At 67.5% G+C, this 25,050-nt stretch carries 23 protein-coding genes; 12 read left to right on the forward strand and 11 right to left on the reverse strand.

Annotated features, from left to right (window positions below):
• Nucleotides 1-15 precede the first annotated feature (15 nt).
• Entirely contained in the window at nucleotides 16-1,206 is a 1,191-nt protein-coding gene (locus RSD66_RS05680; protein WP_415289307.1) for a thiolase family protein, read from the reverse strand.
• A 93-nt stretch (nucleotides 1,207-1,299) separates the two neighbouring features.
• Nucleotides 1,300-2,136 carry an acyl-CoA thioesterase gene (locus RSD66_RS05685; protein WP_415289308.1) on the reverse strand — a complete coding sequence of 279 codons (837 nt, stop codon included), beginning with the start codon at nucleotides 2,134-2,136 and terminating at the stop codon, nucleotides 1,300-1,302.
• Between the two features lie 164 nt (nucleotides 2,137-2,300).
• Between RSD66_RS05685 and RSD66_RS05690 the strand changes: the two genes are divergently transcribed.
• Nucleotides 2,301-2,795, forward strand: a complete 495-nt coding sequence (locus tag RSD66_RS05690; RefSeq protein ID WP_024353273.1) for a winged helix-turn-helix transcriptional regulator — start codon at nucleotides 2,301-2,303, stop codon at nucleotides 2,793-2,795.
• Between the two features lie 35 nt (nucleotides 2,796-2,830).
• On the opposite strand, the gene RSD66_RS05695 is transcribed toward RSD66_RS05690, so the two are convergent.
• Nucleotides 2,831-3,493, reverse strand: coding sequence for a hypothetical protein (locus RSD66_RS05695; protein WP_415289309.1), 663 nt, complete (start codon nucleotides 3,491-3,493; stop codon nucleotides 2,831-2,833).
• Between the two features lie 113 nt (nucleotides 3,494-3,606).
• On the opposite strand from RSD66_RS05695, the gene RSD66_RS05700 reads away from it, so the two are divergent.
• Together RSD66_RS05700 and RSD66_RS05705 are read left to right on the forward strand one after the other, a co-directional pair.
• Nucleotides 3,607-4,302 (forward strand): helix-turn-helix transcriptional regulator, encoded by a 696-nt coding sequence (locus RSD66_RS05700; RefSeq protein WP_415289310.1) that lies wholly within the window; start codon nucleotides 3,607-3,609, stop codon nucleotides 4,300-4,302.
• A 70-nt stretch (nucleotides 4,303-4,372) separates the two neighbouring features.
• Complete coding sequence (locus tag RSD66_RS05705; protein WP_415289311.1) at nucleotides 4,373-4,753, forward strand: VOC family protein; 381 nt, start codon at nucleotides 4,373-4,375, stop codon at nucleotides 4,751-4,753.
• A gap of 37 nt (nucleotides 4,754-4,790) precedes the next feature.
• On the opposite strand, the gene mnmA is transcribed toward RSD66_RS05705, so the two are convergent.
• A complete protein-coding gene (gene mnmA / locus RSD66_RS05710) occupies nucleotides 4,791-6,023 on the reverse strand; it encodes a tRNA 2-thiouridine(34) synthase MnmA (RefSeq protein ID WP_415289312.1) in 1,233 nt (410 codons plus the stop codon).
• A gap of 115 nt (nucleotides 6,024-6,138) precedes the next feature.
• Between mnmA and RSD66_RS05715 the strand changes: the two genes are divergently transcribed.
• Nucleotides 6,139-6,351 carry a hypothetical protein gene (locus RSD66_RS05715; protein ID WP_415289313.1) on the forward strand — a complete coding sequence of 71 codons (213 nt, stop codon included), beginning with the start codon at nucleotides 6,139-6,141 and terminating at the stop codon, nucleotides 6,349-6,351.
• 85 nt (nucleotides 6,352-6,436) lie between these two features.
• Here the strand turns inward: RSD66_RS05715 and RSD66_RS05720 are convergent, their stop codons facing one another.
• From RSD66_RS05720 to RSD66_RS05735, 4 genes are all read right to left on the reverse strand, one after another.
• On the reverse strand, nucleotides 6,437-6,721 hold the full coding sequence (locus RSD66_RS05720; RefSeq protein WP_024353268.1) for a DUF1153 domain-containing protein: 285 nt from the start codon (nucleotides 6,719-6,721) through the stop codon (nucleotides 6,437-6,439).
• 187 nt (nucleotides 6,722-6,908) lie between these two features.
• Complete coding sequence (locus RSD66_RS05725) at nucleotides 6,909-8,357, reverse strand: flagellar hook-basal body complex protein (RefSeq protein ID WP_415289314.1); 1,449 nt, start codon at nucleotides 8,355-8,357, stop codon at nucleotides 6,909-6,911.
• A 12-nt stretch (nucleotides 8,358-8,369) separates the two neighbouring features.
• A complete protein-coding gene (locus RSD66_RS05730; protein WP_415289315.1) occupies nucleotides 8,370-9,116 on the reverse strand; it encodes a flagellar hook assembly protein FlgD in 747 nt (248 codons plus the stop codon).
• Between the two features lie 2 nt (nucleotides 9,117-9,118).
• Nucleotides 9,119-10,516, reverse strand: a complete 1,398-nt coding sequence (locus RSD66_RS05735; RefSeq protein ID WP_415289316.1) for a flagellar hook-length control protein FliK — start codon at nucleotides 10,514-10,516, stop codon at nucleotides 9,119-9,121.
• A gap of 387 nt (nucleotides 10,517-10,903) precedes the next feature.
• Here RSD66_RS05735 and flgK point away from each other — a divergent pair, with 387 nt between their 5' ends.
• The 6 genes from flgK (at nucleotide 10,904) to RSD66_RS05765 (ending at nucleotide 17,738) form a co-directional block, all read left to right on the forward strand.
• Nucleotides 10,904-12,994 carry a flagellar hook-associated protein FlgK gene (flgK, locus tag RSD66_RS05740; RefSeq protein WP_415289317.1) on the forward strand — a complete coding sequence of 697 codons (2,091 nt, stop codon included), beginning with the start codon at nucleotides 10,904-10,906 and terminating at the stop codon, nucleotides 12,992-12,994.
• Nucleotides 12,991-13,938: a flagellin gene (locus tag RSD66_RS05745; protein ID WP_415289318.1), complete on the forward strand. Its 948-nt coding sequence runs from the start codon at nucleotides 12,991-12,993 to the stop codon at nucleotides 13,936-13,938. Before flgK ends, RSD66_RS05745 begins: the two co-directional genes overlap by 4 nt.
• A gap of 307 nt (nucleotides 13,939-14,245) precedes the next feature.
• Entirely contained in the window at nucleotides 14,246-15,364 is a 1,119-nt protein-coding gene (locus RSD66_RS05750; protein WP_024353262.1) for an ABC transporter permease, read from the forward strand.
• Complete coding sequence (locus RSD66_RS05755; protein ID WP_024353261.1) at nucleotides 15,361-16,155, forward strand: ABC transporter ATP-binding protein; 795 nt, start codon at nucleotides 15,361-15,363, stop codon at nucleotides 16,153-16,155. The genes RSD66_RS05750 and RSD66_RS05755 overlap by 4 nt, the downstream gene beginning before the upstream one ends.
• A 15-nt stretch (nucleotides 16,156-16,170) precedes the next feature.
• Nucleotides 16,171-17,109 carry an MlaD family protein gene (locus RSD66_RS05760; protein WP_024353260.1) on the forward strand — a complete coding sequence of 313 codons (939 nt, stop codon included), beginning with the start codon at nucleotides 16,171-16,173 and terminating at the stop codon, nucleotides 17,107-17,109.
• On the forward strand, nucleotides 17,106-17,738 hold the full coding sequence (locus tag RSD66_RS05765; RefSeq protein ID WP_415289319.1) for an ABC-type transport auxiliary lipoprotein family protein: 633 nt from the start codon (nucleotides 17,106-17,108) through the stop codon (nucleotides 17,736-17,738). The genes RSD66_RS05760 and RSD66_RS05765 overlap by 4 nt, the downstream gene beginning before the upstream one ends.
• A 96-nt stretch (nucleotides 17,739-17,834) precedes the next feature.
• Here the strand turns inward: RSD66_RS05765 and RSD66_RS05770 are convergent, their stop codons facing one another.
• Both RSD66_RS05770 and RSD66_RS05775 read right to left on the reverse strand, forming a co-directional pair.
• Nucleotides 17,835-18,485: a 3-oxoacid CoA-transferase subunit B gene (locus RSD66_RS05770; protein ID WP_024353258.1), complete on the reverse strand. Its 651-nt coding sequence runs from the start codon at nucleotides 18,483-18,485 to the stop codon at nucleotides 17,835-17,837.
• A 4-nt stretch (nucleotides 18,486-18,489) separates the two neighbouring features.
• Nucleotides 18,490-19,191, reverse strand: coding sequence for a CoA transferase subunit A (locus RSD66_RS05775; protein ID WP_415289320.1), 702 nt, complete (start codon nucleotides 19,189-19,191; stop codon nucleotides 18,490-18,492).
• Nucleotides 19,192-19,359: 168 nt separating this feature from the next.
• On the opposite strand from RSD66_RS05775, the gene RSD66_RS05780 reads away from it, so the two are divergent.
• Nucleotides 19,360-21,825 carry a S9 family peptidase gene (locus tag RSD66_RS05780; protein ID WP_415289321.1) on the forward strand — a complete coding sequence of 822 codons (2,466 nt, stop codon included), beginning with the start codon at nucleotides 19,360-19,362 and terminating at the stop codon, nucleotides 21,823-21,825.
• Here the strand turns inward: RSD66_RS05780 and RSD66_RS05785 are convergent, their stop codons facing one another.
• Entirely contained in the window at nucleotides 21,826-22,716 is an 891-nt protein-coding gene (locus tag RSD66_RS05785; protein ID WP_415289322.1) for a LysR family transcriptional regulator, read from the reverse strand.
• A gap of 102 nt (nucleotides 22,717-22,818) precedes the next feature.
• On the opposite strand from RSD66_RS05785, the gene RSD66_RS05790 reads away from it, so the two are divergent.
• Nucleotides 22,819-24,996, forward strand: coding sequence for a malate synthase G (locus tag RSD66_RS05790; RefSeq protein ID WP_415289323.1), 2,178 nt, complete (start codon nucleotides 22,819-22,821; stop codon nucleotides 24,994-24,996).
• The last annotated feature ends 54 nt before the right edge of the window (nucleotides 24,997-25,050 follow it).

Raw genomic sequence — 25,050 nt, forward strand, 5'->3', positions numbered from 1 at the left:
GACAACGTCGCAGGATCAGGCGAGTTCCACAGCCATGGCCACGGCCTCGCCGCCGCCGATGCACAGGGAGGCCACCCCCTTCTTGCCGCCGCGCGCCTGAAGCGCCGCCAGCAGGGTGGACAGGATGCGCGCGCCCGATGCGCCGATGGGGTGGCCCAGAGCCGTGGCGCCGCCGTTGACGTTCAGCTTGGCGCGGTCGATGCCCAGCTCCTGTTGGGCGATCATGGCGACGACGGCGAAGGCCTCGTTGACCTCCCACAGGTCCACGTCCTCGACCGACCAGCCAGCCTTCTTCAGCGCCTTCCGCATGGCCGGAACCGGGGCGGTGGTGAACAGGCCCGGCTCGTGGGCGTGGGCGGCGTGGCTGACCACGCGGGCGACGATGGGCAAGCCCAGAGCCTTGGCCGTGCTTTCGCGCGTCATGACCATGGCGGCCGCGCCGTCGGAGATGGAGCTGGAGTTGGCGGCGGTGATCGCGCCGTCCTTGACGAAGGCGGGCTTCAGCGTCGGGATCTTGGCCGGATCGGCCTTGCCGGGCTGCTCGTCCTCGCTGACCGTCACCGGGCCCTTGCGGGTGGCGACCTCGACGGGGACGATCTCGGCCTTGAAGGCGCCGGAGGCGATGGCGTTCTTGGCGCGGGTCAGGCTCTCGATGGCGTATTCGTCCATCGCCTGGCGGGTGAACTGATACTGGGCCGCTGCGTCCTCGGCGAAGACGCCCATGGCCTTGCCGGGGGAATAGGCGTCCTCCAGCCCGTCCATCATCATGCTGTCGACGATGACGTCGTGGCCGATGCGGGCGCCGCCGCGGTGCTTGTTCATCAGGTAGGGGGCGCCCGTCATCGACTCCATGCCGCCCGCGACGATGACATCGGCCGTCCCCGCGAGCAGGGCGTCGTGCGCCATCATGGCCGATTGCAGGCCCGAGCCGCACATCTTGTTCACCGTCGTCGCCTCGACGTGTTTGCCGAGCCCGGCGCCGATGGCGGCCTGACGCGCAGGGGCCTGGCCCAGACCGGCGGGCAGGACGCAGCCCATGAAGATCTGCTCGACCTTCTCAGGCGCGACGCCTGCACGCTCGACAGCGGCCTTGACCGCGACGGCGCCCAGATCAGTGGCCTTCACCGGCGACAGCGCGCCCTGGAAGCCGCCCATCGGCGTGCGGGCGAAGGAGCAGATGACGACGGGGTCAGAAGCGGCGGTCATGGCGGACGTTTCCGTAAGTTGAATCGTTTCGAGGGGGATTAGGGGAGGCGAAGGCCTGCTGGCAAGCGGCGCCTCACAGCAGCTTGTGGCGCTTCACAATAGCTTGCGGCGCTGGCGGGCCAGGGCCAGCGGGCGGCCGTCGGCGCCCCAGGCGATCGCTTCATCTACCGACCACCCCAGGCCGTGATCGAGCAGGCGGTATTCGAAGAAGGCCCAGCCGTCGGGCGCGCTGTCCGGCGTCGGATCGGCCAGGAAGTCGCAGCGCAGATCGACCGTCGTCATCATCGGCGGCGCCTTGAAGGCCGTCCAGGCGGGTGGATAGAGGGCGTCCAGCAGGTAGCACATCCGAAGTTCGTCCAGCGGCGCGCCGTCCTTCACCCGCATCCAGACCCGCTCGACGACAGGCCTGCCCTCATTGCCGCCCAGGATGTTGGGGCCGTCGTCGAAGCGATAGTCGACGTGCTGAGAGAAGCGCGGCGCCATCGGGCCGCTGATGCCCGGCGCGTCCTTCAGGCTGTCCAGCGAGGGCGGCGACGCCAGAAGCGGCGTCAGCGGCGTGGGCGTCGCGCCGTCCGCGCCGTAGGTGGCGCTGGCGTGGTGGGTCAGCTTCGAACCTTGGCCGCCCTCGACCACGGCATAGGCGACGTTGCGGCCGCCCCTCAGCATCCGGGGCCGAAACTGCAACGACTGGCCGTAGCGGGCGGCGGCCAGATACTGGACCGTCAGACTGCGCAGCGGCGCCTCGATCCCCAGGCTCTGACGCATGGCCCCGGCGCACAGGGCCGCCAGCAGGCCGCCGAAGGGGAAGCCCGCTTCGGGCGGGGCGCTGATCGGGCCGTTGGAGAATTCGCCGGAAAGATGGGCCGCCAGAACGCCGTCATCTTCAGGCGTCAGGCGAAAGGCGGCGTGGATCAGGTCGGGTTCGGTCATGGCTCTCATCGAAAAGCGGAGGCGGAACCTGCGACGGCGCCGCCTCCGAGTCGAGGGAAGGATATGGCCGGGGGCGGCCATGTCCGTTGCCAATAGAAACTGACTGACTGCGTCGCGATTGGCAACCCTTGTCAAAAGCCTGACGGAGCGTCACTTTCAGTTGTATGGGACGCACCGCCGACTATTCGCGCCAGAGCTGCTCGGTCGCCGCCACCCTCGAGGTGATCGGCGACCCGTGGACCATGCTGGTCATCCGCGACGCCTTCAACGGCGTCCGCCGCTTCGAGCAGTGGCAGGAGCGGCTGGGCGTGGCGCGGAACGTTCTAGCCGCGCGGCTGAAGTCGCTGGTGCATCACGGCGTGCTGGAGCCGCGCCCCTATTCCGAACGCCCGCCGCGCAACGAATATGTGCTGACCGCCAAGGGCAAGGATCTGTACGGGGTCCTCGTCACCCTGCACGCCTGGGGCGAGAAGCACGTCTATGGCGACGAGGCGTCGGGAATCGTCCTGCGCCACAAGACCTGCGGCCATGACCTGAAGCCGCGTATCGCCTGCGGCTGCTGCAATGAGATGGTTCGACCGCGCGAGGTGGAGGTGGTCTTCACCGAGAACCGACCGACCGTCGGCGAGGTCATGCCGACCAAGGACGAAGCGGCCTGAGAGGCCACGCCGGCGGAGGCTGGCGGAATGGCCGATCAGCCTGTCTTGTGCTGCGAGACGTCGTCCGAGCCGCCCATGCCCATGCCCATCCCCATGCCCATCCCCATGCCCATGCCGCCCCCTCCGCCGCCGGAGCCGCCGCCCTTGGCGTCGTCGCGGCCGCTCTTGCTTCCTGACGGGCGGGCCGGACCTTGCGGCGGAATGTCGAGGCTGCGCGGGACGGGGGTGAGGTCCAGAGCGTTGCGGATGAAGTCTCGCAGGGAGACGACCAGGGCGTGGGTGCGCACAGGCCGCCCGGCGACGAGGTCGCGCGCGGCCTGCTCGGCCAGGCGCACCTGGTCTTCCGTCCCCAGCAGGATGATGTCGGACAGGGCCGATTCAACCGCATCGCGGATGCGGCGGGCGCGGTCCGAGCGTTCGTGAGCGGCGGCGTCGTCGTCGCCAGCGCCGCCGCGCCGGATGTCGCGCATGTGGCGGGGATCGACGCTCAGATCGCCGGTGAACGATCCGCCCAGCACCTTATAGGCGGCGATCAGGGTGCGCAGGCGCTCGTTGATCTGGCGGTTCATCCGTTCGCGCCGCTGCTGGATGGCGAACATCATCATCAGCCGTATGCCCATCCCGATCAGGGTGACCAGGGCCAGGCCCAGCAAGGTGGCGAACAGGCTCTGCCATGAGCTGAAGTCGATGCCGCGCAAGGGCGTTCTCCCGTTGGAAATCCATCATGTCCGCTCAGGCGGGGCGGGAGCAAGAGCGTCTCTGTCCGACCGATGCTGCCGCTTTCTGACAGCAAGTCTGTTAAGCTTGCGGGGTGTCGCGCTCCGAACGTCTTCTTGATCTTCTCAACACCCTGCGGCGCCATCGTCGGCCGGTCAGCGGCCGCGCGCTGGCGGAGGAGACGGGCGTTTCCCTGCGCACCCTCTATCGCGATATCGCCAGCCTGCAGGCGCAGGGCGCGACGATCGAGGGCGAGCCGGGCGTGGGCTATGTGCTGAAGCCCGGCTATATGCTGCCGCCGCTGATGTTCACACCGGAAGAGATCGAGGCCCTGGCCCTGGGCTCGCGCTGGGTGGCCGAGCGGGCGGATGCGCGATTGCGGGATGCGGCGTTGAGCGCCCAGGCGCGGATCGCGGCGGTGCTGCCGCCGGATCTGCGCGACGAGATGGAGGCCTCTGCCCTGTTCATTGGACCGGGCGCGGCGATCCCCGCCGATGCGGTCGATCCGGCCCATTTGCGCAAGGCGATCCGCATCGAGCGAAAGCTGAGGCTGAACTATCGCGACGAGGCGGGCGCGGCGTCGGAACGGGTCGTCTGGCCCTTCGCCCTGGCCTTCTTCGACCGGGTGCGGCTGCTGATCGGCTGGTGCGAGCTGCGCGGCGACTTCCGCAGCTTCCGCACCGACCGCATCGTCGAGGCCGAGGTGCTGGAGGCCCGCTATCCCACGCGAAAGGCCGTGCTGCTGAAACGCTGGCATGAGGCGTGCGAGCGGCAGGGGCCGCCGCGATGATGCTGACAGAAACTGGCGGCAGGCCCGACTAGGTTCTCCTTCTGTTCAGACAGGTGGAGGGACCATGACCATGAGCGACGACATTGTGCTGAACGTGGCCGATCCGGACGCCAGCGCGCGTTTCTACGCCGGGCTGCTGGGTCGACGACCGGTCGAGGCGGGGCCGGACCATGCCGTTTTCCTGCTGGCGCCGGGGCGGAGACTCAGCCTGTGGCGCGGTCGAGGCGGAACCCAGGCGGACCTGCGCATGGAGGCTCCCGGCGTGGTGGATGAACTGCACATCGACTGGTGGGACCGGGGCGCGCGCATCATCCTGCCGCCGACAGACATGGACGGCGGCCACGGCTTCGTGGCGCGCGACCCGGACGGCAACTGCCTGCGGGTCTATGCGGTCCGTCAGAACCGTCACCCTCGGGCTTGTTCCGAGGGCCCATGGCGGACGTGTGCGTGACCTGAGCGGCTCCGCGCGGCTTGCAAATTTAAGGAGGTTAGACCGCCACGGCCTCGGTCGACTGGATGAAACCGCCGCCCAGGACCCGTTCGTCGTCGGCCGGATCGTAGAGGACGCAGGCCTGGCCGGGGGCGACGCCTTCCTCGCCCTGATCGAAGACGACCTGAATGGCGTCTTCCATGAACGCCAGATGGGCCGGGGAGGGCTGGCGTGTCGAGCGGACGCGGGCCAGCACCGGGGCGCCGTCGCGGGCGGCTTCCTCGATGGTGGCCTGATCGCCCAGCCAGTTGGTTTCCTCCAGCGTCAGGCGCGCGGTCAGCAGGGCTTCGCGCGGGCCGACGATGACGCGGCGGTTGTCTGGGTCCAGCTTGGTTACGAACAGAGGCTCGCCCACAGCGACGTTCAGCCCCCGGCGCTGGCCGATGGTGTAGTCGGTGATGCCCGAATGGCGGCCCAGAACCCGGCCGTCCATGTGGACGATGTCGCCGGCCTCACGTCCCTGTGGCCGCAGCCGGTCGATCAGGGTGCGATAGTCGCCGGTCGGCACGAAGCAGATATCCTGGCTGTCCGGCTTGGACGCGATGCGCAGGCCCAGCGACGCGGCGACGCCTCGCACCTGGGGCTTTTCCAGATCGGCTAAAGGAAAGCGCAGATAGTCCAACTGATCCTGCGTCGTGGCGAACAGGAAGTAGGATTGGTCGCGCGAGTGATCGACCGCCTTCCTCATCTGCGAGCGGTTGCCGTGGGTGGCGCGGCGAACGTAGTGGCCAGTGGCCATGGCCTCGGCGCCCAGATCGCGGGCGACGTCCAGCAGATCGCGGAACTTCACCGTCTGATTGCAGCGGATGCAGGGGACCGGCGTCTGGCCCTTCAGGTACGAGTCCGCGAACTGGTCGATCACCGCGTCCCTGAAGCGGTTTTCGTAGTCGAGGACGTAGTGCGGAATGCCGATCAGGTCGGCGGCCAGACGGGCGTCGTGAATGTCCTGACCGGCGCAGCAGGCGCCTTTCTTCTTCAGCGCCTCGCCGTGGTCGTAGAGCTGAAGGGTCACGCCCACGACGTCATAGCCCGCCTTGTGCAGCAGGGCGGCCACGACGGTGGAATCCACTCCGCCGGACATGGCGGCGACCACGCGCGCGCCCTGCGGCAGGCCGACGGCCTGTCGCACGCTCTCGATCGCGGCGTCCATGTCGGCTTGCGACATGGGGGCGATATCGGGAACGGGGCAGAGGATGTCGTCGGTCAGGGCGTCCATGGTCATCGCCGCCATTTAGGCCTTAAGGCGCGCGATTTCGAGGCCTGGCTTCAGAGAGATGGCGACTTGTCGTTCCATCCGCCTCGACCTTCACCAGAAAACGGAACCAGCGCGGGGTTGAATCTTGCGGATGGAACATCTGGGCGTGGCCGAAGGCGATGGCTTTTTCCGCCTGGCCGCACGGGGGCGGCGGGCCGTTCACGATCTCGCATTGCGTGGCGAGAGCGTCTGTCTCTCCGAGACATTCCAGCCAGACAACGGCTTCCTGCGGGATACATTGGGCGGCCGGACGAGCGGCTGCGCATCCGCCGAGAAGCAGCGCGCTCGCGAGGATTGGACCTGAGACCTTCACCGCGCTGAACTCCAGACATGAAAAAGACCGCCCCCATTCAGGAGCGGCCCATGATCATGCGTCAAGCCGGGCAGGCTTAGTCGCGATAGCTCTGGATGCGCGTGGTGCGCAGGCCCTGCATGCCCCATTTGTCGATGGCCTTCTGCCAGGCCATGAATTCCTCGGCCGTCAGACGGTACTTCTCGAGGGCGTCCTCAAGGCTGATCAGCCCACCGCGCACGGCGGCCACGACCTCGGCCTTGCGCCGGATGACCCAGCGGTTCGTATCCGACGGCGGAAGGTCGCGCAGGGTCAGGGGCGTGCCCGTCGGCCCGACCACGTACTGTTCGCCGTTACTGTTAAGGCGTCGCTCTTGCAGCATGGGCTTTAAGCCTCTCTCACCACCACCATAGACGCGCAGGCTAGGCCCCCGCCCGCTAAGGGGCGTTTAAGCGTCGTGGTGAAGGAATGGCTAAGACGCATCCGGCCGATCCGACGCGTTCTGCGCCGGCTAAAGGAAGGATTCATCGAGTCTAACGAGACCTTGCTCATGGATTCCTGTTAGCCGATCAGCGCTTGATGTTGATCAGCTCCGCCAGCATTTCGTCGGCGGTGGTGATGATCTTAGACGAGGCCGAATAGGCGCGCTGGGTGGTGATCAGGCCGGTGAACTCGGTCGACAGGTCGACGGTCGAGGCCTCCAGCTGCTGGGCGCCCAGGAGGCCTGCGCCGCCCGTGCCGGGGGCCTTCAGGTTGAAGGTGCCGGAGTTCTGGCTGACCCGGAAGGCGTTGCCCGCGACTTCGGTCAGGCTGTCGGCGCTGGGGAAGGTGGCCAGGGCGACCTGGGCGATCTTGCGCATGACGCCGTTGTCGAAGATGGCGGTGACGAAGCCCGCCTCGTCGATCTTCACCTCGGTCAGGTTTCCGAAGGCGGTGCCGTTCGTATAGGTGGCCTGGACGATGGAGGTGCTGTCGTACTGGGTCAGTCCGCCCGTCGAGGCGCCCAGGTCGATGCTGATGGTCTGGGCGGCGACGCCAAGATCTGTGGCCCAGAGAACGTCCGGCGTCGGCGCGCCGGGGGTCGGCGGCGTCGGCGGCGTCGTCAGCGACGCTCCCATGGTGATGGTGGCGTTGGTCGGATCCGGGAACAGGGCGTTCGGACCGGTAAAAGACGTATCAAGCCGGCCGTCCTGGGTGAATTTGACGATACCGCTCTTGATCGGCGCATTCGGCGTCATGAGGGTGCCGTCTGCGTTGATCACCGAACCGTCGGGCGCATAGATTTCCGCGAACCATTCATTGGGGTTGGGTCCCTTCAGGAAGGCGACGGTGAGGTTCTGCTGGCCGCCCTTGGAGTCCGACACCGGAATGGAGATTTCAAAATTGGGCTTCACCCCGACCGCCGGCACGGCGTCCGCCTTATAGGCGGCCATTGTTTCGCCAGCGCCGTAGCGCGCCAGTTCGGCCGCATCGGGCTCGGTGCTGGACTTCAGGTTGGCGTTCAGGCTGACGCGGGTCGTGGGTTCGGCGGCGCCGCCGACCGAGCCGACGTTGATGGTGCGCAGGCGGCTCATGTCAGACGGGTCGGCGTTGACCGTGCCGTCGCTGGCGACCGGCCAGCCCTGCAGATACAGGCCCGAGGTGTTCTGCAGATAGCCCAGGTCGTCGATCTTGAACGCCCCGGCGCGGGTGAACAGGCGCGCGTCCGACAGGGTCAGGTTTTCGGACTTTTCAGTCACGACGAAGAAGCCCTGGCCCGCGATGGCCAGGTCGGTGCCCGAGGTGGTGCGCTGAAGTTGTCCCGCCTGGCTGATGAAGTGACGGGCAGTCGCCTGCACCCCTCCGGCCGAATAGCCGACGCCCTGTGTCTGGGCGTTGACGACGGTGGAGAACTCCGTCGCCGCACGCTTGTAGCCGACCGTGTTCACATTAGCGATGTTCTGCGAGATCGTCGAAAGGGCCGCGGCGTTCGCGGTCAGGCCGGACACGCCGGCCAGCATGGCGCCGTTGATGCTCATGGCTGGGGTTCCTTACGAGAGAAGATTGAAGGGGTTGAGTTTCGAGGCCAGGGCGCTGAGCGCGCCTGCGTCCTCGTCCGGATCGGGTTTGGCGGCGGCCTTTTGTTCTTCCAGCGCGATCAGGCTGGACACCGGCATGATCGACTTGCCGATGACGACGAAGGGGGTGTTGTCGTACATCTCGACCCCGGTGACGCGGCCGCGGATCAGCACCTGGCTGTCGACATCCTTGCCGGCGCCGTCCTTGGCGACGACCTTCAGCGTATAGACGCCGCCGTCGTCCACCTGACCGCCGCCGGTGGTCTTTCCGTCCCACTTGAAGTCATGCAGGCCGTTGGTCTTGTCCGGCGCCGGGCCGCTCCAGACCGCCTTGCCCGAGGCGTCCAGCACCTGAAGCGTGGCGTCGGTCGCATCGGCCGCCAGTTCATAGCTCCAGCTGGCTTCGCCGTCCTCGAAGCGGGTGGCGGACCAGACGGCGGTGGCGTCCTTGCCGATATAGGGCGCGGCGCCGGTCAAGCCGTCGCCCTGCTGAGCCTTCAGCAGACCGGTCAGCAGGTCGTTGGTCAGCAGCTGCTGCTCGACGCCCGCCATCTGCGTCAGCTGGGCGGTGAATTCGTTGGAATCGACCGGCGACAGCGGGTCCTGGTTCCTTAGCTGGGTGGTCAGCAGCGACAGGAAGGTCTGGAAGTTGGAGGCCAGCATCTGGCCTCCGGCGTTCACCCGGCCTGCGGCGTTGTTGGTGGAGACGGCGTCAACCATCGTCAGACCTTCAGATCGACGCGGTCAGGCGTCAGGGAAAGGGACGTCCAGGCGCTGGGCGGCGGAACGAGGGAATCGGCCTCTGCGGCCAGGCGGGCGGCGCCGGTGAAGGCGCGGCGGTCGGGCTGGCGCTCAAACGCGCCGCCGCCGAAGCCGGACGAGGGGTCGCGCTCGGCGAACTCCAGGTCGTCGCTCGACAGGTGCAGCCCCGCCTCCATCAGCTGGCGACGCAGTTCATCGGCGCGGGCGCGCAGGTCGGCGGCGGCGGCCGGGGTGTCGAAGGCCAGACGGGCCGTGACCTGACCGTCGGACTCGATCTCAAGGCTGACATCGACCCGGCCCAGACCCTCGGGCGTCAGCGCCATGTCGAAGCGGGTCGAGCGGCCGTCCAGCTTCTTGATGATCTGGGCGGCGATCTGGGCGGTGGTCTCGACCGTGGCGCGCGACAGATGGGACAGGCCCAGATCGCGTGGCGCGGCAGACTCCTGCGGCGCGGCCGTTTGGGCGGCGGCGGGCGGCTGGACCGGCGCGTCCGCGTCGGCGGCGGGTGGGGCGGGGGCGGGCGCCGGCGGCGTGGGGAGCGTTGCGGCTGTAGTAGGGCGAGCGACGGCTCCAGCTGCGACGGTCGCCGGAGCATCGCTTGTCTTGAGACGGTCGGCCGCCGACAGATCGGAGCCGCCTTCCGTCTGCGCCGCAGCCTGAACGACTTCACGCGCAGAGGCCAGGCGCTCGCCCGCGCCGGAGCGGAAGCCGGTCACGCCCGGCATGGCGGGGGAAGGACCCGAAGGCGAGGGCAGGGGGGAGCGGTCGGGCGTCGAACCTTCAGCCTGCGTCTCGCCCTCGGCGGGCGCGGCTTCGATCGGGGCGTCAGATCCTGCGGGGAGGGGGGCGGCCGCCTTGAGGGCGACGAGCGGCGCGGCGGCGGGGCTGAGCGCGAGCCCGTTCGCAGCGGGCGCTACCGGGTTAGCGGGCGCGGCGAATGCGGACGAAGCCGCAGGTGCGGCGGCCGCGATAGCTTCTGCGCCCTTCGTCTCGGCTTCGGTGGACGACTTCGCCATCTTCTCAGAAGCGGGTTCTTCGGCCCCGGCGTCCGTGTTCAGCGGGGTGTCGTCGCCTTCAATCGTCAACGCCGGTGCGCCGGCCGCAAGCTGTTGAGGCTCGGGCGTCGGGGCGAACCAGACCGGAATCATGGCGACGGCCGCGCCCATGTCGTCGGGCTCAGTCTGCGCGGCGGGCGTCCGGACGGACGGCGGAGCGGCGGCTGGGGCTTCGGGCGTCTCTTCCTTGAGCATCAGGTCCGCGAACATGGCGCTGTCCGTCGCCGCCTCGATCGAGGCGTCCGGGCCCGCGCCGTCGGGGGCGGCGGGCGTCAGGACAGACAGGATGTTGATGGCGGACATGCGGCGGGCAGGCGCTTTCGGTCGTGTAAGGCGGCGCCTGCTGCGCCTGGGACATTCGGCAGAGGCTCCGCAAGCCTCGGGCCAAGTGCAGGTTGTCGAGGTAACCTACTGAATTAACGCCATATTTATAACGCGCGGCGCGCCGTTTTCGTTTTCCCGCGCCGGGCGCTTCTTGCCGCGCCTGTCGCTTTTTGCCGGGCGAAGAGGCCGCCGCACGACTTGGCCCGCGCCTTGCCTCCCTCACCTGGGAACGCACAGGGGCCGAATGCCGATGTCGAGGAAAATCAAAGAGATGGTCAGAAGACCTGCTCGTTTCGCCGGGCAAGATCTGCACGCTCGCCTGCAAGGCTTGCCGGGCGGGCGGTCGCCGGCGTCAGGAGGCGTCTGATGTCCCTTAACTCGATCATGAACATCGCCACCTCGGGCATGAATGCGGCCCAGACGCAGCTGCGGGTGGTTTCTGACAATGTCTCCAACGTCAATACGCCCGGTTATGTCCGCAAGATCGCTGACCAGCAGTCCTGGGCCAGTCAGGGCGTGGGCGCAGGCGTCGAGATCGCCCGCATCCGCCTGGCGACCGACCGTTTCCTGCAGGCGGCCAGCCTGAACGCCAGCGCCGACGCCGGGCGCCAGACGGTGCGCTATGAACTGTATGACCGCATCCAGTCGATGTTCGGCGACCCCGGCGCCAACAGCGGTTTCTTCTCGCAGATCGACAGCGTCTTCGCCGCCTTCGCCGCCTCGGCCGAGAATTCGACCTCCGGTCCCGCGCGTCAGGACGCCATCTGGAAGACTCAAGGGCTGTTCGACGAAGCGGCCCGCATCAACAGTCAGATCCAGTCGGTGCGCGAAGACGCCGACGCCCGCATCAAGAGCGCGGTCGAGACGGCCAACAGCCTGCTGGAGCAGATCGAAAAGCTGAACGTCGAGATCGCCAAGGCTACGGTGGTCAATGCGGACTCATCCGGCGCCCAGACGGCGCAGGCCGCCCTGATCGACCAGTTGTCCGGCCTGATGGACGTTCGCATCACCGGGCGCGCGGTCGGCGGGGTCGAAATCCGCACCGGCGCCGGCATCCTGCTGGCGGGGCAGGGCGCGGCCAAGCTGGACTATGTGCGCGCGGGCGCTGTCGCGGCCGAGACGGTGTTCAACGAGATCACGGTCATAGAGCCGCCTGCCGGAAAGGCCCGCTCCCTGGCCGAAGGGCTGGGTTCGGGCGAGATCAAGGGCCTGCTGGAATTGCGCGACGGCGAGGCGCCGGCCACCGCCGAGCGTCTGGCTGAACTGATGTCGCGGCTGGCCGACGAACTGAACCGGGCGCACAACGCCTCCTCGGCCGCGCCGCCGCCGAACAGCCTGACCGGGCGCAATGTGGGCCAGTCGCTGGAGACCGCGCTGGCGGGCTTTACCGGCCGAACCTCCATCGTCATCACCAATGATCAGGGCGTCGCTCTGCACAAGGTGGACCTGGATCTGGCGACGATGAACCCGGCGACCTTCCTGGCCGATCTGAACGCCCAGCTGGGAACCAACGGCAGCGCCAGCTTCGTCGACGGGCGGCTGAAGATTGAGGGCGCGCCGGGAACGGGGGTCGTGGTGGTCGACGATCCCGCCGCGCCGACGAACAAGGGCGGGCGGGGCTTTTCGCACTTCTTTGGCCTGAACGACCTGATCTCCAGCGACCAGCCGGCGATGTACGAAACCGGCATGACGGGCGCGTCGCAGCATGGCTTCCCGGCGGGCGAGACTATCACCTTCCGCTTCAGCGATGCGGCGGGCGCCAAGCTGCGCGATGTCCAGGTGGCGGTCCCTGCGGGCGGCGACATGACCAGCCTGCTGGCCGCGCTGAACGATCCGATGACGGGCGCCGGGCGGATGGGGACCTTCAGCCTCAATGCGGCGGGCGAGATGGCGTTCACCCCGCGCCCTGGCTCCGGCGCCCAGCTTTCGGTGTTTCAGGACCGCACGACCCAGGTTCCGTCAGGCGTGTCGATGAGCGCCCTGTTCGGCCTGGGCGGGGCGCGCGCCTCGCGTGCGGACGCCTTTTCTGTCCGGGCGGACATTGTGCGCGACCCGGCGCTGATGGCCTTCGCTCAAGCGGACGCGACGGGCGGTCTGGGCACGGCCGTCGTCGGGCGGAATGACGCGCGCGGCGCCCGGCTTCTGGCCGCTGCGGGCGAGAATGCGACGACTTTCTCTGCGGCGGGCGGATCGGCGGGCGGCTCCATGTCGCTGTCGCGCTATGCGTCCGAACTGTCGGGCGAAATCGGCAGCCGCGCCGCAATGGCCAAGAACAACGCCATCAGCGCCACGGCCCTGGCCAAGGAGGCGACGGCGCGGCGGACCTCGGTCGAAGGCGTCAATCTGGACGAGGAACTGGTGCTGATGACCACCTATCAGCAAGCCTTTAACGCTTCGGCGCGCATGGTTCAGGCCGCCAAGGACATGTACGATATCCTGCTGGGGATGGTGCGATGACCCGCGTCTCGACCTATGGAAACTACCAATCGGCCCTGCTGGACCTGATGTCGGCCCAGTCGCGCGCCGAGACGGCCCAGAAGAAGGTCAACACTCAGAAGAACGCCACCGATCTGGTGGGCTTCGGGCGGGGATCGGAAACGGTCAGCGCGCTGAAGTCCAGCCAGACCCGCATCCAGACCTTCATCGACACCAACAAGGCCGTCGCCGCCCGGCTGGAGACGCAGGACCTGGCGATGGACCGGGTGGCCGACGCTGCGACCGCCGCGCGCCAGGCCCTCGCCGACGCCATCGCCGCGGGACGTATGGACGCGCTGATGGGCTCGCTGGAAAGCCTGTTCATGGAGGCTCAGGACGGGCTGAACATGAAGCATCAGGGCAAGTATCTGTTCAGCGGCGGGGCTGTTGACCGCGCGCCCGTGGACCTGCCTGACATCCCCGGCCAGCCTGGCGCGACCATGATAGCCAAGCTGGCCGCCTTGCCTGATGAGAATGCGGCCTTCCGCAACGATCAACTGAAGCAATCGTCCTGGCTGGACGAGAACGTGTCGATGGACACCGGCTTCCTGGCCGACGCTATGGGGGCGGAGTTGTTCGCCATCTTCCGCGACATTCAACTGGCCCATGAGGCGGCGCCGCTGGAAGGGCAGATGACCGACGCGCAGAAGGCCTTCCTGACCACTCAGATGGGGCGCTTCGAGGCGGCGGCCAAAGGCGTCGTTGAACTTCAGGCCGCCAACGGCGGAATGCAGAACCGGGTGGATCGCCTGCTGGAGTCGCAGGAGGCGCGCAAGATCTCGGTCGACACGATCCTGGCCGGCAAGACCGACGCCAACATGGCTGAGGCGGTTGTGGAACTGGAGATGGCCCAGATCGCCCTGCAGGCTTCGGCCCAGGTGATCAGCCAATTGCGGCAGGTCTCGCTGCTGGACTATCTGCGCTAGAGCGAAATCGGTTCACATGCGATCGCATGTGAACCCAGATATTCGCTCGAGTGATTGATCTGGACCATTGATCTGAGTTCGGATTGATTCAATCCGAACCGATAATGGTCTAGGCCTTTGCTTTTCGACGCCTCTGAACAAAAATCCTCCCACGACGTTCACAAAGCTGCGCCGTGACGGGAGGGCTTGGCTTGCGCTCAGCAAGGCCGGAAGAGATCAAGAGTTGTCATCAGTCGTTGACGTCCGGCGAAAAGCATAGCTTTAAGCCGCGTAGGCGCGCGGACGGGCCTGTGTCAGTGTCGAGCTCATGAATCGGGCGGATTTCCAGATTGACGATCATCAGGACGGACAGGCGCGCCTGCGGTTGGCCGGCGACTGGTCGACGGTGTCTGTCGGGCGTCTGGGCGACCGGCTGAAGTCCGAACTGGACGGGCGATCGGTTACGGCGCTGGATCTGGACGATCTGGGCCGTTTCGATACGGCGGGCGCTTTGGCGGTGGCCCAGGCGATGAGCAGCCCCATTCCCGAATCCGCCTGGTCTGCCCGGCCCGAGGCGGGGCGGCTGTACCGTATGGTGGCCAAGCTGGACTGTATGACGACGGAGCCGCCGCGCCGATCCGCGCCGATGACGCGCGGCTTCGCCAAGGTCGGTCGCGGGGTCTATGATTTCGGCGCTGAAGCCATGCTGTCGCTGGCCTTTCTGGGTCGCTTGATGGCCGCCGTCATCACGACGCTGAAGCACCCCGGCAGCATCCGCTGGGCCGCCTGGTTCAGTCAGGCGGAGCGCACGGGCCTGGACGCCATTCCCATCGTGGTGGTGACCAACTTCTTCATCGGCGCTGTGGTGGCCTTCATCGGCGTGGACCTGCTGACCCAGTTCGGCGCCGGGGTCTTCTCGGTGCAGTTGATCGGCGTCGCCGTCTTCCGCGAGTTCGCTGTGGTGATCACGGCGGTGCTGCTGGCGGGCCGCTCGGCCTCGTCCTTCGCCGCCGAAATCGGCTCCATGCGCATGACGCAGGAGGTGGACGCCATGCGGGTCATGGGGGTCGATCCCTTTCAGGCCCTGGTCATTCCGCGTCTGGCGGCCCTGCTGGTGATGCTGCCCCTGCTCACCTTCCTGGCGATGGTGGGCGGGCTGTTGGGTGGGGTGCTGGTGTCTTGGAGCCAGCTGAACCTCGGCCCGGCCTTCTTTTTCCAGCGGCTGGTCGAGGACGGCTATATGCCGACCCACATGATGGTGGGTCTGATCAAGGCGCCGGTCTTCGCCCTCGTCGTCGCGGCCATCGGTTGCCGACAGGGCATGTCGGTGGCGGGCGATGTCGAAAGCCTGGGGCGCCGGGTCACGGCGGCCGTGGTGCAGGCCATCTTCGCCATCATCCTGCTGGACGCCGTCTTCGCCCTGATCTTCATCGAGCTGAAAATATGACGGGCGAGACGCGCAAACCGGACGACCGCGAGGCCGTCATTCAGGTGCGGGGCCTGCTCAGCCAGTTCGGCGAGCGGGTTATCCACCAGGACCTGGATCTGGACGTGATGCGCGGCGAAGTGCTGGGCGTCGTCGGTGGGTCCGGCACGGGCAAGACGGTGCTGTTGAATTCCATCATCGGCCTGAAAGAGCCTGAGGGCGGGGAAGTGCGTCTGTTCGGCGAGGACCGCAGCGCCATGACCAAGGAAGAGGCCGCCGCCGTCGAGCGCCGCACCGGCGTGCTGTTCCAGCAGGGGGCGCTGTTCTCCTCCCTGTCGGTGCTCGACAATGTGGCATCGCCGCTGGTCGAACATACCCATTTGCCGAAGAACACGATCCGTGAACTGGCCGAGATGAAGGTCGCCATGGTGGGGCTCAAGCCCGAGGCGCTCTATCTGAAACCGGCGGAACTGTCGGGCGGGATGCGCAAGCGCGTCGGCCTGGCGCGGGCGCTGGCGCTGGACCCCGAGCTGGTCTTTCTGGACGAGCCGACAGCGGGGCTGGACCCCATCGGGGCGGCGGCGTTCGACGACCTGATCCGTCAGCTGTCAGACGATCTGGGGCTGACCGTCTTCATGATCACCCACGATCTCGATAGCCTGTACGCCATCTGCGACCAGGTGGCGGTGCTGGCTGATAAACATGTGGTGGCCAAGGCGCCGGTCGCCGAGCTGGAACGCTCTGACCACCCTTGGATCAAGGAATATTTCCTGGGGCCGCGCGGACGCGCCGCCCACAAGACCGCGGCCTGAGGAGGGCGCGAAACGATGGAAAGAGACGCTCATTACGCCGCCGTCGGCATCGCCACCGTCGCCCTTCTGGTGGCGCTGGCCGTGTTCACGATCTGGCTGGCGCGGTTGCAGTTCAACAAGGACTACGATGTCTATGACATCATCTTCTACGGTCCCGTGCGCGGCCTGTCGGAAGGCGGCGAGGTCCACTTCAACGGCATCCGCGTCGGTGAAGTGACGAACCTGAACCTGGACCCCAAAAAGGGCGATCAGGTCATCGCCCGGGTGCGTCTGAACGGCACGACCCCGGTGCGCGTCACCTCGCGCGCCCAGTTGGAGCCGCAGGGCATCACGGGCCTGAACTATATCCAGATCACGGCGGGCGAGGCGTCCAGCCCGCTTCTGAAGGACCAGTATCCCGACAATGTCGTCCCAGTGATCCAGAGCCAGCCCAGTCCGCTGGCTGAATTGCTCAGCGGCTCGGGAACGGTGCTGGCGCAGACGGTCGACGCCCTGAACCGCATCAATCGGGTCATGTCGGACGACAATATCCGCAGCTTCTCGTCCAGCGTGAAAAACGTCGAGGCCCTGACCGCCGAGCTGGAAGCCCGCAAGGGCATGTTCCAGCAGCTGGAAGAGACGATCGCCAAGGCCAATGCCGCAGTCGGCGAATACCAGGCCCTGGGCGTCAGTGCGCGCCAGATGGTCGATACCGACGGCAGGCAGGCTATCGCCAACATCAACAAGGCGACGCAGGAAGCTCAGGCCGCCATCGCCTCGATCAATCGTTCGGCGTCCGGTCTCGAAGGGCCTCTGGGCGATTTCGGTACACAGACAGTGCCGCAGTTGAACGACACCATTCGCCAGCTGGATCAGGCGACGCGCTCGCTGCAGTCGCTGATCGACAATGTGCGCGACAGTCCGCGCGACTTCTTCGCCAAGGCGCCGTCCAAGGAAATCGAGGTGCAGCCATGATCCGCAACCGATGGATGACCGTTGCCGCCAGCGCTGCGCTTGCGGGCGCTTTGTCCGGCTGTGCTGTTCTGGCGACGCCGGATCCCGTCCAACTGTATCGCTTTGGCGGCGCATCCGCCTACGCCGGGACCGGAGCGACCTCGGCCTGTCCTGACGTTCATGTCGCCATGCGCCGCGTCGACTTCCCCGAGGCCGCGCGCGGCGACCGCATGTTGGCCGTAACCGGGACCGAAGCCGCCTACATCAAGGGCGCGCGCTGGGTGTCTCCGGCCGAGACCCTGTTCGAAGAAGCTCTGCGCAACGCCTTTGCCGACGGCGGCGCCTGCACGGTCCTGAGCAGCGGTCCGATGGCCCGCAACGGCCTGTTGCTCAGCGTCGACGTGCGCCGCTTTGAGGCGGCCTACGCCGCGCCGGGCGCCGTGCCGGATGCGAACATCGTCGTGCTGTTGCGTCTGGTTCGGCCGGGGGACCGTTCCATCTTGGCCGAGGATCGCATCTCGGTCAGCGAGAGCGCGGGCGCCAACCGCCAGTCGGCCATCGTCGCCGCCTTCGACCGCGCCACGGCCGAGGCCAGCCGCCAGATCGTCCTGTGGACCGACCAGCAGGGCTTCCAGGCGACGCGGGATTAAATCTCTTCTCCCCTTCAGGGAGAATGAAGACATGGAAAACCCCGGCGACCGCGAGGTCGCCGGGGTTTTCTGTTTTCAGAAGCGGAAGAGGGCGGTTCAGCCCACGCCCGGCGCCACCGTGTAGTCGGCCTCGGTCTTGGCCGCGACCTCGTCCAGCGTGACGCCGTCGGCCAGTTCGATCAGTTCCAGACCCGAACCGTCCGGCTTGACGTCGAACACCGCCAGATCGGTGATGATGCGGCTGACTACGCCCGCGCCGGTCAGGGGCAGGGTGCATTCCTTCAGCACCTTGGACTGACCGTGCTTGTTGGCGTGATCCATGACCACGACCACGCGCTTGACGCCCGCGACCAGGTCCATGGCGCCGCCCATGCCCTTCACCAGCTTGCCGGGGATCATCCAGTTGGCGATGTCGCCGTTCTGGGCCACTTCCATCGCGCCCAGGATCGACAGGTTGATGTGGCCGCCGCGGATCATGGCGAAGCTGTCCGAGGAGCTGAAATAGCTGCTCTCGGGGATTTCAGTGATCGTCTGCTTGCCCGCATTGATCAGGTCGGGGTCTTCCTCGCCCTCATAGGGGAAGGGGCCCATGCCCAGCATGCCGTTCTCGCTCTGCAGCGTGACGGTCATGCCCTGCGGGATATAATTGGCGACCAGCGTCGGGATGCCGATGCCCAGGTTCACATAGAAGCCGTCCTGAAGCTCTTTCGCGGCGCGTTCAGCCAGTTGTTCGCGAGTACGTGCCATTGGATTAAGCCTCCCGTTTGCGCGTAGTGCGCTGTTCGATGCGCTTTTCGGACACGGTCTGGATCAGGCGGTCGACATACACGCCCGGCGTATGGATGTGGTCGGGGTCGATCGAGCCGACGGGGACGATCTCTTCCACCTCGACGACCGTCACCTTGCCGGCGGTCGCCATCATCGGATTGAAGTTGCGGGCCGTCTTGCGGAAGACGAGGTTGCCGCGCTCATCGGCCTTCCACGCCTTGATGATGGACAGGTCGGCGACCAGCCCCGTCTCCATGACGTATTTGCGGCCGTCGAACTCGCGCACTTCCTTGCCTTCGGCGACCAGGGTGCCGACGCCGGTGGCGGTGAAGAAGGCGGGGATGCCCGCGCCGCCCGCGCGGATGCGCTCGGCCAGGGTGCCCTGCGGGTTGAACTCCAGTTGCAGCTCGCCGGCCAGATACTGGCGCTCGAACTCCTTGTTCTCGCCGACGTAGGACGAGATCATCTTCGCGATCTGCTTCGTCTCCAGCAACTGGCCCAGACCGAAGCCGTCCACGCCCGCATTGTTGGAGATGACGGTCAGGCCCTTGACCCCCGTATCGCGCAGACCCGCGATCAGGTTCTCGGGAATGCCGCACAGGCCGAAGCCGCCCGACATGACGGTCATGCCGTCGAATGTCAGCCCCTCCAGCGCGGACTTCACGTCAGCGTAAATCTTGCCCATCGGACTCCCTTTTTCACCGTCTGATGAATATCGCGGTCTTCTCCGTCCTTAAAGCGGGCGAGAGAAGGGGGCAAGCGCCATGCGTCGAAAGGCTCGGCGGTTGACCGCGCGACCCGGGGGCGACACACCTAGGCTCACAGAAGACTTAAATCTCAGTGGGGAAACTCCATGCGCAATCGACTGATGCGGGCCGCATTGCCCGCCCTGGTTCTGGCTGCGGCCGTTCCGGCCCTGACGCTGCCGGTCGCAGCGGTCGCCCAGGAGGCGGCGCCGACCTATCAGCAGCCGCCCGCGCCGATCGCACAAATCCTCGACGCCAAGCCCAACCCCGGCGTCAGCGTCAGCCCGGATCGCAAGACCCTGTTGCTGACCGATCGCTCCAACCTGCCCAGCATCGCCGAACTGTCCGAACCGATGCTTCGCTTGGCCGGATACCGCATCAATCCGAAGAACAATGGGCCGGCCAACAGCCGCGTGTCCTGGCTGACCGGGCTCAGCTTCCAGTCGATCGATGGCGGCGCGGCGCGGCCGGTCACGGGCCTGCCCGCCAATGCGCGCCTGACGAACACCAGCTGGGCGCCGGACGGCAGGACGGTCGCCTTCCTGGTCAACGTCCCGAACGGGCTGGAGCTGTGGGTCGCCGATGTCGCCCAGGCCAGGGCGCGCAAGCTGAACGGGCCGATGGTCAACGCCGCCTCGGGTTCGGGCTTCTCCTGGCTGCCGGATTCCTCTGGCCTGCTGGTCCTGGCGGTTCCGGCCGGGCGGGGCGTAGCCCCGAACGTGGATCATCCGCCCGAGGGCCCGATCATCACCGAGACGGGCGGCCGCGCCGCTCCCGTGCGCACCTATCAGGACCTGCTGTCCAATGCGGGCGACGAGGCCCTGTTCGGCTATTACTTCACCAGCCAGCCGACGGCGGTGTCGCTGAACGGCCGCGCCCGCACCGTTGGGCAGCCGGGCGTCATTCTGGGCCTGTCGACCTCGCCGGACGGCCGCTACATCCTGCAGACGCGGGTGAAGAAGCCTTATTCCTATGTCGTGCCGGCCAGCCTGTTTCCGTCCGACGTCATTGTCACCGACCTGAACGGCCGCGAGGCGCACCGCGTCGCCGACCTGCCGCTGCGGGATAATGTGCCGACGCCGTTCGACGCCGTGGCGCCGGGGCCGCGCTCGGTGCAGTGGCGCGCGGACGCCGACGCCACCCTGGTCTGGACCGAGGCTCAGGACGGGGGCGATCCGCGCAACGCCGCCGAGGTGCGTGACCGCGTCTTCATGCTGCGCGCGCCGTTCAACGACCGGCCGCAGGTGCTGCTTGACCTCAAGGAACGCTACGCCGGCACCACCTGGGGCCGCGACGACGTGGCCATCGTCAACAGCCGCTGGTTCAACACTCGGCATGAGACCCGCACCCTGGTCGATCCATCCAATCCCGGCGCGGGCCGCGTCCTGGTCGATCGCAACTATCAGGACCGCTACAATGATCCGGGCTCGGTAATGACCGAGCCGAACGCGCGCGGCCGCTCGGTCATGCGCTTCAACGCCGACGGCTCCAAGGTCTTCGTGGAGGGCGGCGGGGCGACGCGCGAGGGGCAATATCCCTTCCTCGACCTGATGGATCTCAAGACCGGCGCGTCCGAACGTCTGTGGCGCTCGGCCCAGGGCGAATACGAAACCGTCGTCGGCGTGCTGGACGAGAACGGCCGCAAGCTGGTCACCTATCGCGAAAGCCGCACTGACCCGGCCAACCTGCGCGTGCGGGATCTGGACGGCGGCGTCACCCAACTGACGCACTTTCCGGACCCGGCGCCGCAACTGGCGGGGGTCAGCCGCGAACTGATCACCTATACCCGCGACGACGGGGTGGAGCTGTCGGGCACCCTCTATCTGCCCGCCGGTTACGACAAGGACCGCGACGGCCCGCTGCCGCTGTTGATGTGGGCCTATCCGGCCGAGTTCACCGACGCCGCCGTGGCCGGTCAGGTCGTCGACACCGATAACCGCTTCGTGCGGCCGGGCGGCTCCAGCCACCTGTTCCTGCTGACGCAGGGCTACGCCATCCTGGACAATCCGACGATGCCGATCATCGGCCGCGACGGGGCCGAGCCGAACGACACCTACATCGAGCAACTGTCCGCCAGCGCCAAGGCGGCGGTCGACGCCGTGGTCGCTCTTGGCGTGGCGGATCGCGACCGGATCGCCGTCGGCGGCCACTCCTACGGCGCGTTCATGACGGCCAACCTGCTGGCGCACACCGACCTGTTCAAGACCGGCATCGCCCGCTCGGGCGCCTATAACCGGACGCTGACGCCGTTCGGCTTCCAGGCGGAACAGCGGTCCTATTGGGAGGCGACCGACACCTACAACGCCATGTCGCCCTTCACCTACGCCAACAAGATCAACGAGCCGATCCTGCTGATCCACGGCGAGGAGGACGACAATTCGGGCACCTTCCCGGTGCAGACCGAACGCTTCTATGCGGCGTTGAAGGGCAATGGCGCCACGGCGCGCTATGTCGTTCTGCCGCTGGAGGCGCACGGCTACCGCGCGCGGGAGTCCGTCGGTCATACCCTGTATGAGATGGGCGCCTGGCTGGATCGCTGGATGAAGCCGGCGGCGATGACCGGACAGGAGTGATCAGCGATCCCACTCCGGCGTCTCTCCATAGAGGCCGGTCAGGAAGTCGATGAAGGCGCGGACGCGGGTTTCGGTCCGCGCCCGCCCGGCCGTCAGGGCGAAGACGGCTACGTCCGACGATCCCGTATACTGCGGCAGCACCACCTTCAGCCGCCCGTCGCGCAGTTCGTCGCCGATGTCCCACGTCGAGCGCAGGGCGACGCCGACGCCCGCCAGAGCCAGTTCGCGCGCCACTTCGCTTGAGTTGGTCCGCACCCGGCTGCGGGCGCGGAAGACGACGGGGCCTTCCGGACCCTCCAGCCGCCAGGTCGATTGATTTTCGGCGGCCAGTTGGGCGTGACGGCGCAGGTCTTCCAAGCTCTCCGGCACGCCGTGCTCGGCCAGATAGGCGGGCGAGGCGCACAGCACGCGCCGGTTCGGCGCCAGTCGGTGCATCAGCGGGTTTTCCGCCTCATAGCCGCCGATCCGCACCGCCACGTCCACGTCCTCAGCCATCAGGTCGACGAAGGCGTCGGTCAGGTTCAGCTCCAGCGTCAGGCGCGGCTGCGCCTCCAGAAACGGCTGCAGCAGCGGCGCCAGCCGTCGCCGCCCGAACGAGGTCGGCGCCGAGACGCGCAGCAGGCCGCGCGCCTGCGTCGTGCGGCGCGACACCACGGCCTCCAGATCCTCGACCCCTTCCAGCAGCTGCGCCGCGCGGTCATAGACCAGCCGTCCCGCCTCGGTCGGAGCCAGACGGCGCGAGGTGCGCTCGATCAGCCGGACGCCCAGCCGGTCTTCCAGCCGAGCCAGCCTGCGCGAGGCCACGGCGGGCGAAAGGTCCAGCCGCCGCGCAGCGGCGGACAGGCTGCCTTCCTCCAGCGCACGGACGAAGATTTCATACTCGGCCAGCATGGCGGGCTCTCATCATTGCAGATTTCGCAAAGATAAGCAGCTTTCTTCGCCGTGGATAGCGGCGGCCGTTAGGGCGTAGTCTTCAGGCTGAAGGAGACTGCCATGTTCGACGCCCCCAAGACCCCCGCCGACGCCTATGTCCGCCACGGCAGCCTGAAGGTCGCCGCCGAACTGGACGCCTTCGTGCGCGATCAGGCGACGCCGGATACGGGCGTGAGCGCCGCAGCCTTCTGGGCCGGGGTCGAGGGGCTGCTGGCCCGCTTCAGCCGCCGCAACCGTGAGCTGCTGGAGCGCCGCGACCAGCTTCAGCACAGGCTGGACGACTGGCACCGCGCCTATCCGGGCCAGCCGGATCAGGCGGCCTATCAGGCCTATTTGCGCGAGATCGGATATATCGAGCCTGAGCGCGACGGCGTGCAGGCCGAGACGGCGAACGTCGATCCCGAGATCGCCTCCATGGCCGGGCCGCAGCTGGTCGTGCCGCTGACCAACGCCCGCTATCTGCTGAACGCGGCCAATGCGCGCTGGGGCAGCCTGTACGATGCGCTTTATGGCACCGATGCGCTGGGCGAGGCGCCGAAGGCGGGCGGCTATGACGTCGAGCGCGGCGCCAAGGTCATCGCCCGCGCCCGCGCCTTTCTGGATCAGGCGGCGCCGCTGGCGACCGGATCGCACGCTCAGGCGACGGCCTATCGGGTCGAGCACGGGCGGCTGATCGTGACGCTGGACGGCGGGCTGGAGACGGGGCTGGCGGGTGCCGGTATGTTCGCGGGCCATTCCGGCGCTGCGGATGCGCCGTCGGGCGTTCTGTTGCGCCACAACGGCCTGCATCTGGAGATCGTCATCGACCGCGCGCATCGCATCGGCCGGGACGACCGGGCGGGCGTCGCCGACGTGCTGGTCGAGGCGGCCCTGTCGGCCATCGCTGACGCCGAGGACAGCGTCGCCGCCGTCGACGCGGCGGACAAGCGGCTTGTCTACGCCAACTGGCTGGGCCTGATGCGCGGCGACCTTCAGGCCGACTTTGAGAAGGACGGCCGCACGGTCGAGCGGCGCCTGAACCCGGACCGCCTCTATACGGCGCAGGACGGGTCGACGCTGGCGCTGAGGGGGCGCAGCCTGATGCTGGTGCGCAACGTCGGCCTGCACCTGACGACCGACGCCGTGTTGGACGCCCACGGGCGCGAGACGCCCGAGCATCTGCTGGACATCGCCATGACCGGCCTGATCGGCCTGCACGACCTGCGTCGCCCGGCAGAGGCGCGCAACAGCCCGGTGGGCTCGGTCTATGTGGTGCGGCCCAAGATGCACGGCTCGGACGAGGTGGCCTTCACCGACGAACTGTTCGGCGCGGTCGAGGCCATGCTGGGCCTGCCCGTGCTGACGCTGAAGATGGGCATCATGGACGAGGAGCGTCGCACCAGCGTCAACCTGATGAACTGCATCGCGGCGGCTAAGGGACGGGTGGTCTTCATCAACACCGGCTTCCTAGATCGCACGGGCGACGAGATTCACACGGTGATGGAAGGCGGCCCCGTCGTCCGCAAGGAGGCGGTGCGCGAGACCGGCTGGATCAAGGCCTATGAGGACCGCAACGTCGACATCGGCCTGAAGGCGGGCCTGTCGGGCCGGGCGCAGATCGGCAAGGGGATGTGGGCTGCGCCCGACCGCATGGGCGACATGTTGGCGGCCAAGGCGGGCCATCCGCGCGCGGGAGCCTCGACGGCGTGGGTTCCGTCGCCGACGGCGGCGACCCTTCACGCCCTGCACTATCACGAGGTCGACGTCTGGTCGCGTCAGGCCGAGATCGCGACGCGCGCACCGACCGGACTGACGCCGCTGCTGACGCCACCGTTCGCGACCGGAACGCCGGGCGGTGATGAAATCCGGCAGGAGCTGGACAACAACGCCCAGGGCATCCTCGGCTACGTCGTGCGTTGGGTGGATCAGGGCGTCGGCTGCTCCAAGGTGCCGGACATCCACGACGTGGGCCTGATGGAGGACCGGGCGACTCTGCGCATCTCCAGCCAGCATCTGGCCAACTGGCTGCGCCACGGCGTCGCGACTGAGGACGAGGTCATGGAGGCGCTGAAGCGCATGGCCGTGGTGGTGGATCGCCAGAATGCGGGCGACCCGGCCTATCGCCCGCTTGCGCCCGCCTATGACGGCCCGGCGTGGCAGGCGGCCTGCGATCTGGTGTTCAGGGGCAGGGAGCAGCCGAACGGCTATACCGAGCACCTGCTGACTCACTGGCGCCGCAAGGCTAAGGCGCAGGGCTGACCACACGCCACCGCGCGCTCAAGCAGCGAGGCGCCGCGTGCCGAGCGATAGTGC

It is taken from the genome of Brevundimonas sp. S1H14, from assembly GCF_047716865.1.
Lineage (GTDB): Bacteria > Pseudomonadota > Alphaproteobacteria > Caulobacterales > Caulobacteraceae > Brevundimonas > Brevundimonas naejangsanensis.

Coding starts and splice junctions, on each gene's coding strand:
- RSD66_RS05680 (WP_415289307.1), bottom strand. CDS start 1,206: ATGACCGCCGCTTCTGACCCCGTCGTCATCTGCTCCTTCGCCCGCACG.
- RSD66_RS05685 (WP_415289308.1), bottom strand. CDS start 2,136: ATGACCGAACCCGACCTGATCCACGCCGCCTTTCGCCTGACGCCTGAA.
- RSD66_RS05690 (WP_024353273.1), top strand. CDS start 2,301: ATGGGACGCACCGCCGACTATTCGCGCCAGAGCTGCTCGGTCGCCGCC.
- RSD66_RS05705 (WP_415289311.1), top strand. CDS start 4,373: ATGAGCGACGACATTGTGCTGAACGTGGCCGATCCGGACGCCAGCGCG.
- mnmA (WP_415289312.1), bottom strand. CDS start 6,023: ATGGCGGCGATGACCATGGACGCCCTGACCGACGACATCCTCTGCCCC.
- RSD66_RS05715 (WP_415289313.1), top strand. CDS start 6,139: ATGGAACATCTGGGCGTGGCCGAAGGCGATGGCTTTTTCCGCCTGGCC.
- RSD66_RS05720 (WP_024353268.1), bottom strand. CDS start 6,721: ATGCTGCAAGAGCGACGCCTTAACAGTAACGGCGAACAGTACGTGGTC.
- RSD66_RS05725 (WP_415289314.1), bottom strand. CDS start 8,357: ATGAGCATCAACGGCGCCATGCTGGCCGGCGTGTCCGGCCTGACCGCG.
- RSD66_RS05730 (WP_415289315.1), bottom strand. CDS start 9,116: ATGGTTGACGCCGTCTCCACCAACAACGCCGCAGGCCGGGTGAACGCC.
- RSD66_RS05735 (WP_415289316.1), bottom strand. CDS start 10,516: ATGTCCGCCATCAACATCCTGTCTGTCCTGACGCCCGCCGCCCCCGAC.
- flgK (WP_415289317.1), top strand. CDS start 10,904: ATGTCCCTTAACTCGATCATGAACATCGCCACCTCGGGCATGAATGCG.
- RSD66_RS05745 (WP_415289318.1), top strand. CDS start 12,991: ATGACCCGCGTCTCGACCTATGGAAACTACCAATCGGCCCTGCTGGAC.
- RSD66_RS05750 (WP_024353262.1), top strand. CDS start 14,246: ATGAATCGGGCGGATTTCCAGATTGACGATCATCAGGACGGACAGGCG.
- RSD66_RS05755 (WP_024353261.1), top strand. CDS start 15,361: ATGACGGGCGAGACGCGCAAACCGGACGACCGCGAGGCCGTCATTCAG.
- RSD66_RS05760 (WP_024353260.1), top strand. CDS start 16,171: ATGGAAAGAGACGCTCATTACGCCGCCGTCGGCATCGCCACCGTCGCC.
- RSD66_RS05765 (WP_415289319.1), top strand. CDS start 17,106: ATGATCCGCAACCGATGGATGACCGTTGCCGCCAGCGCTGCGCTTGCG.
- RSD66_RS05770 (WP_024353258.1), bottom strand. CDS start 18,485: ATGGCACGTACTCGCGAACAACTGGCTGAACGCGCCGCGAAAGAGCTT.
- RSD66_RS05775 (WP_415289320.1), bottom strand. CDS start 19,191: ATGGGCAAGATTTACGCTGACGTGAAGTCCGCGCTGGAGGGGCTGACA.
- RSD66_RS05780 (WP_415289321.1), top strand. CDS start 19,360: ATGCGCAATCGACTGATGCGGGCCGCATTGCCCGCCCTGGTTCTGGCT.
- RSD66_RS05785 (WP_415289322.1), bottom strand. CDS start 22,716: ATGCTGGCCGAGTATGAAATCTTCGTCCGTGCGCTGGAGGAAGGCAGC.
- RSD66_RS05790 (WP_415289323.1), top strand. CDS start 22,819: ATGTTCGACGCCCCCAAGACCCCCGCCGACGCCTATGTCCGCCACGGC.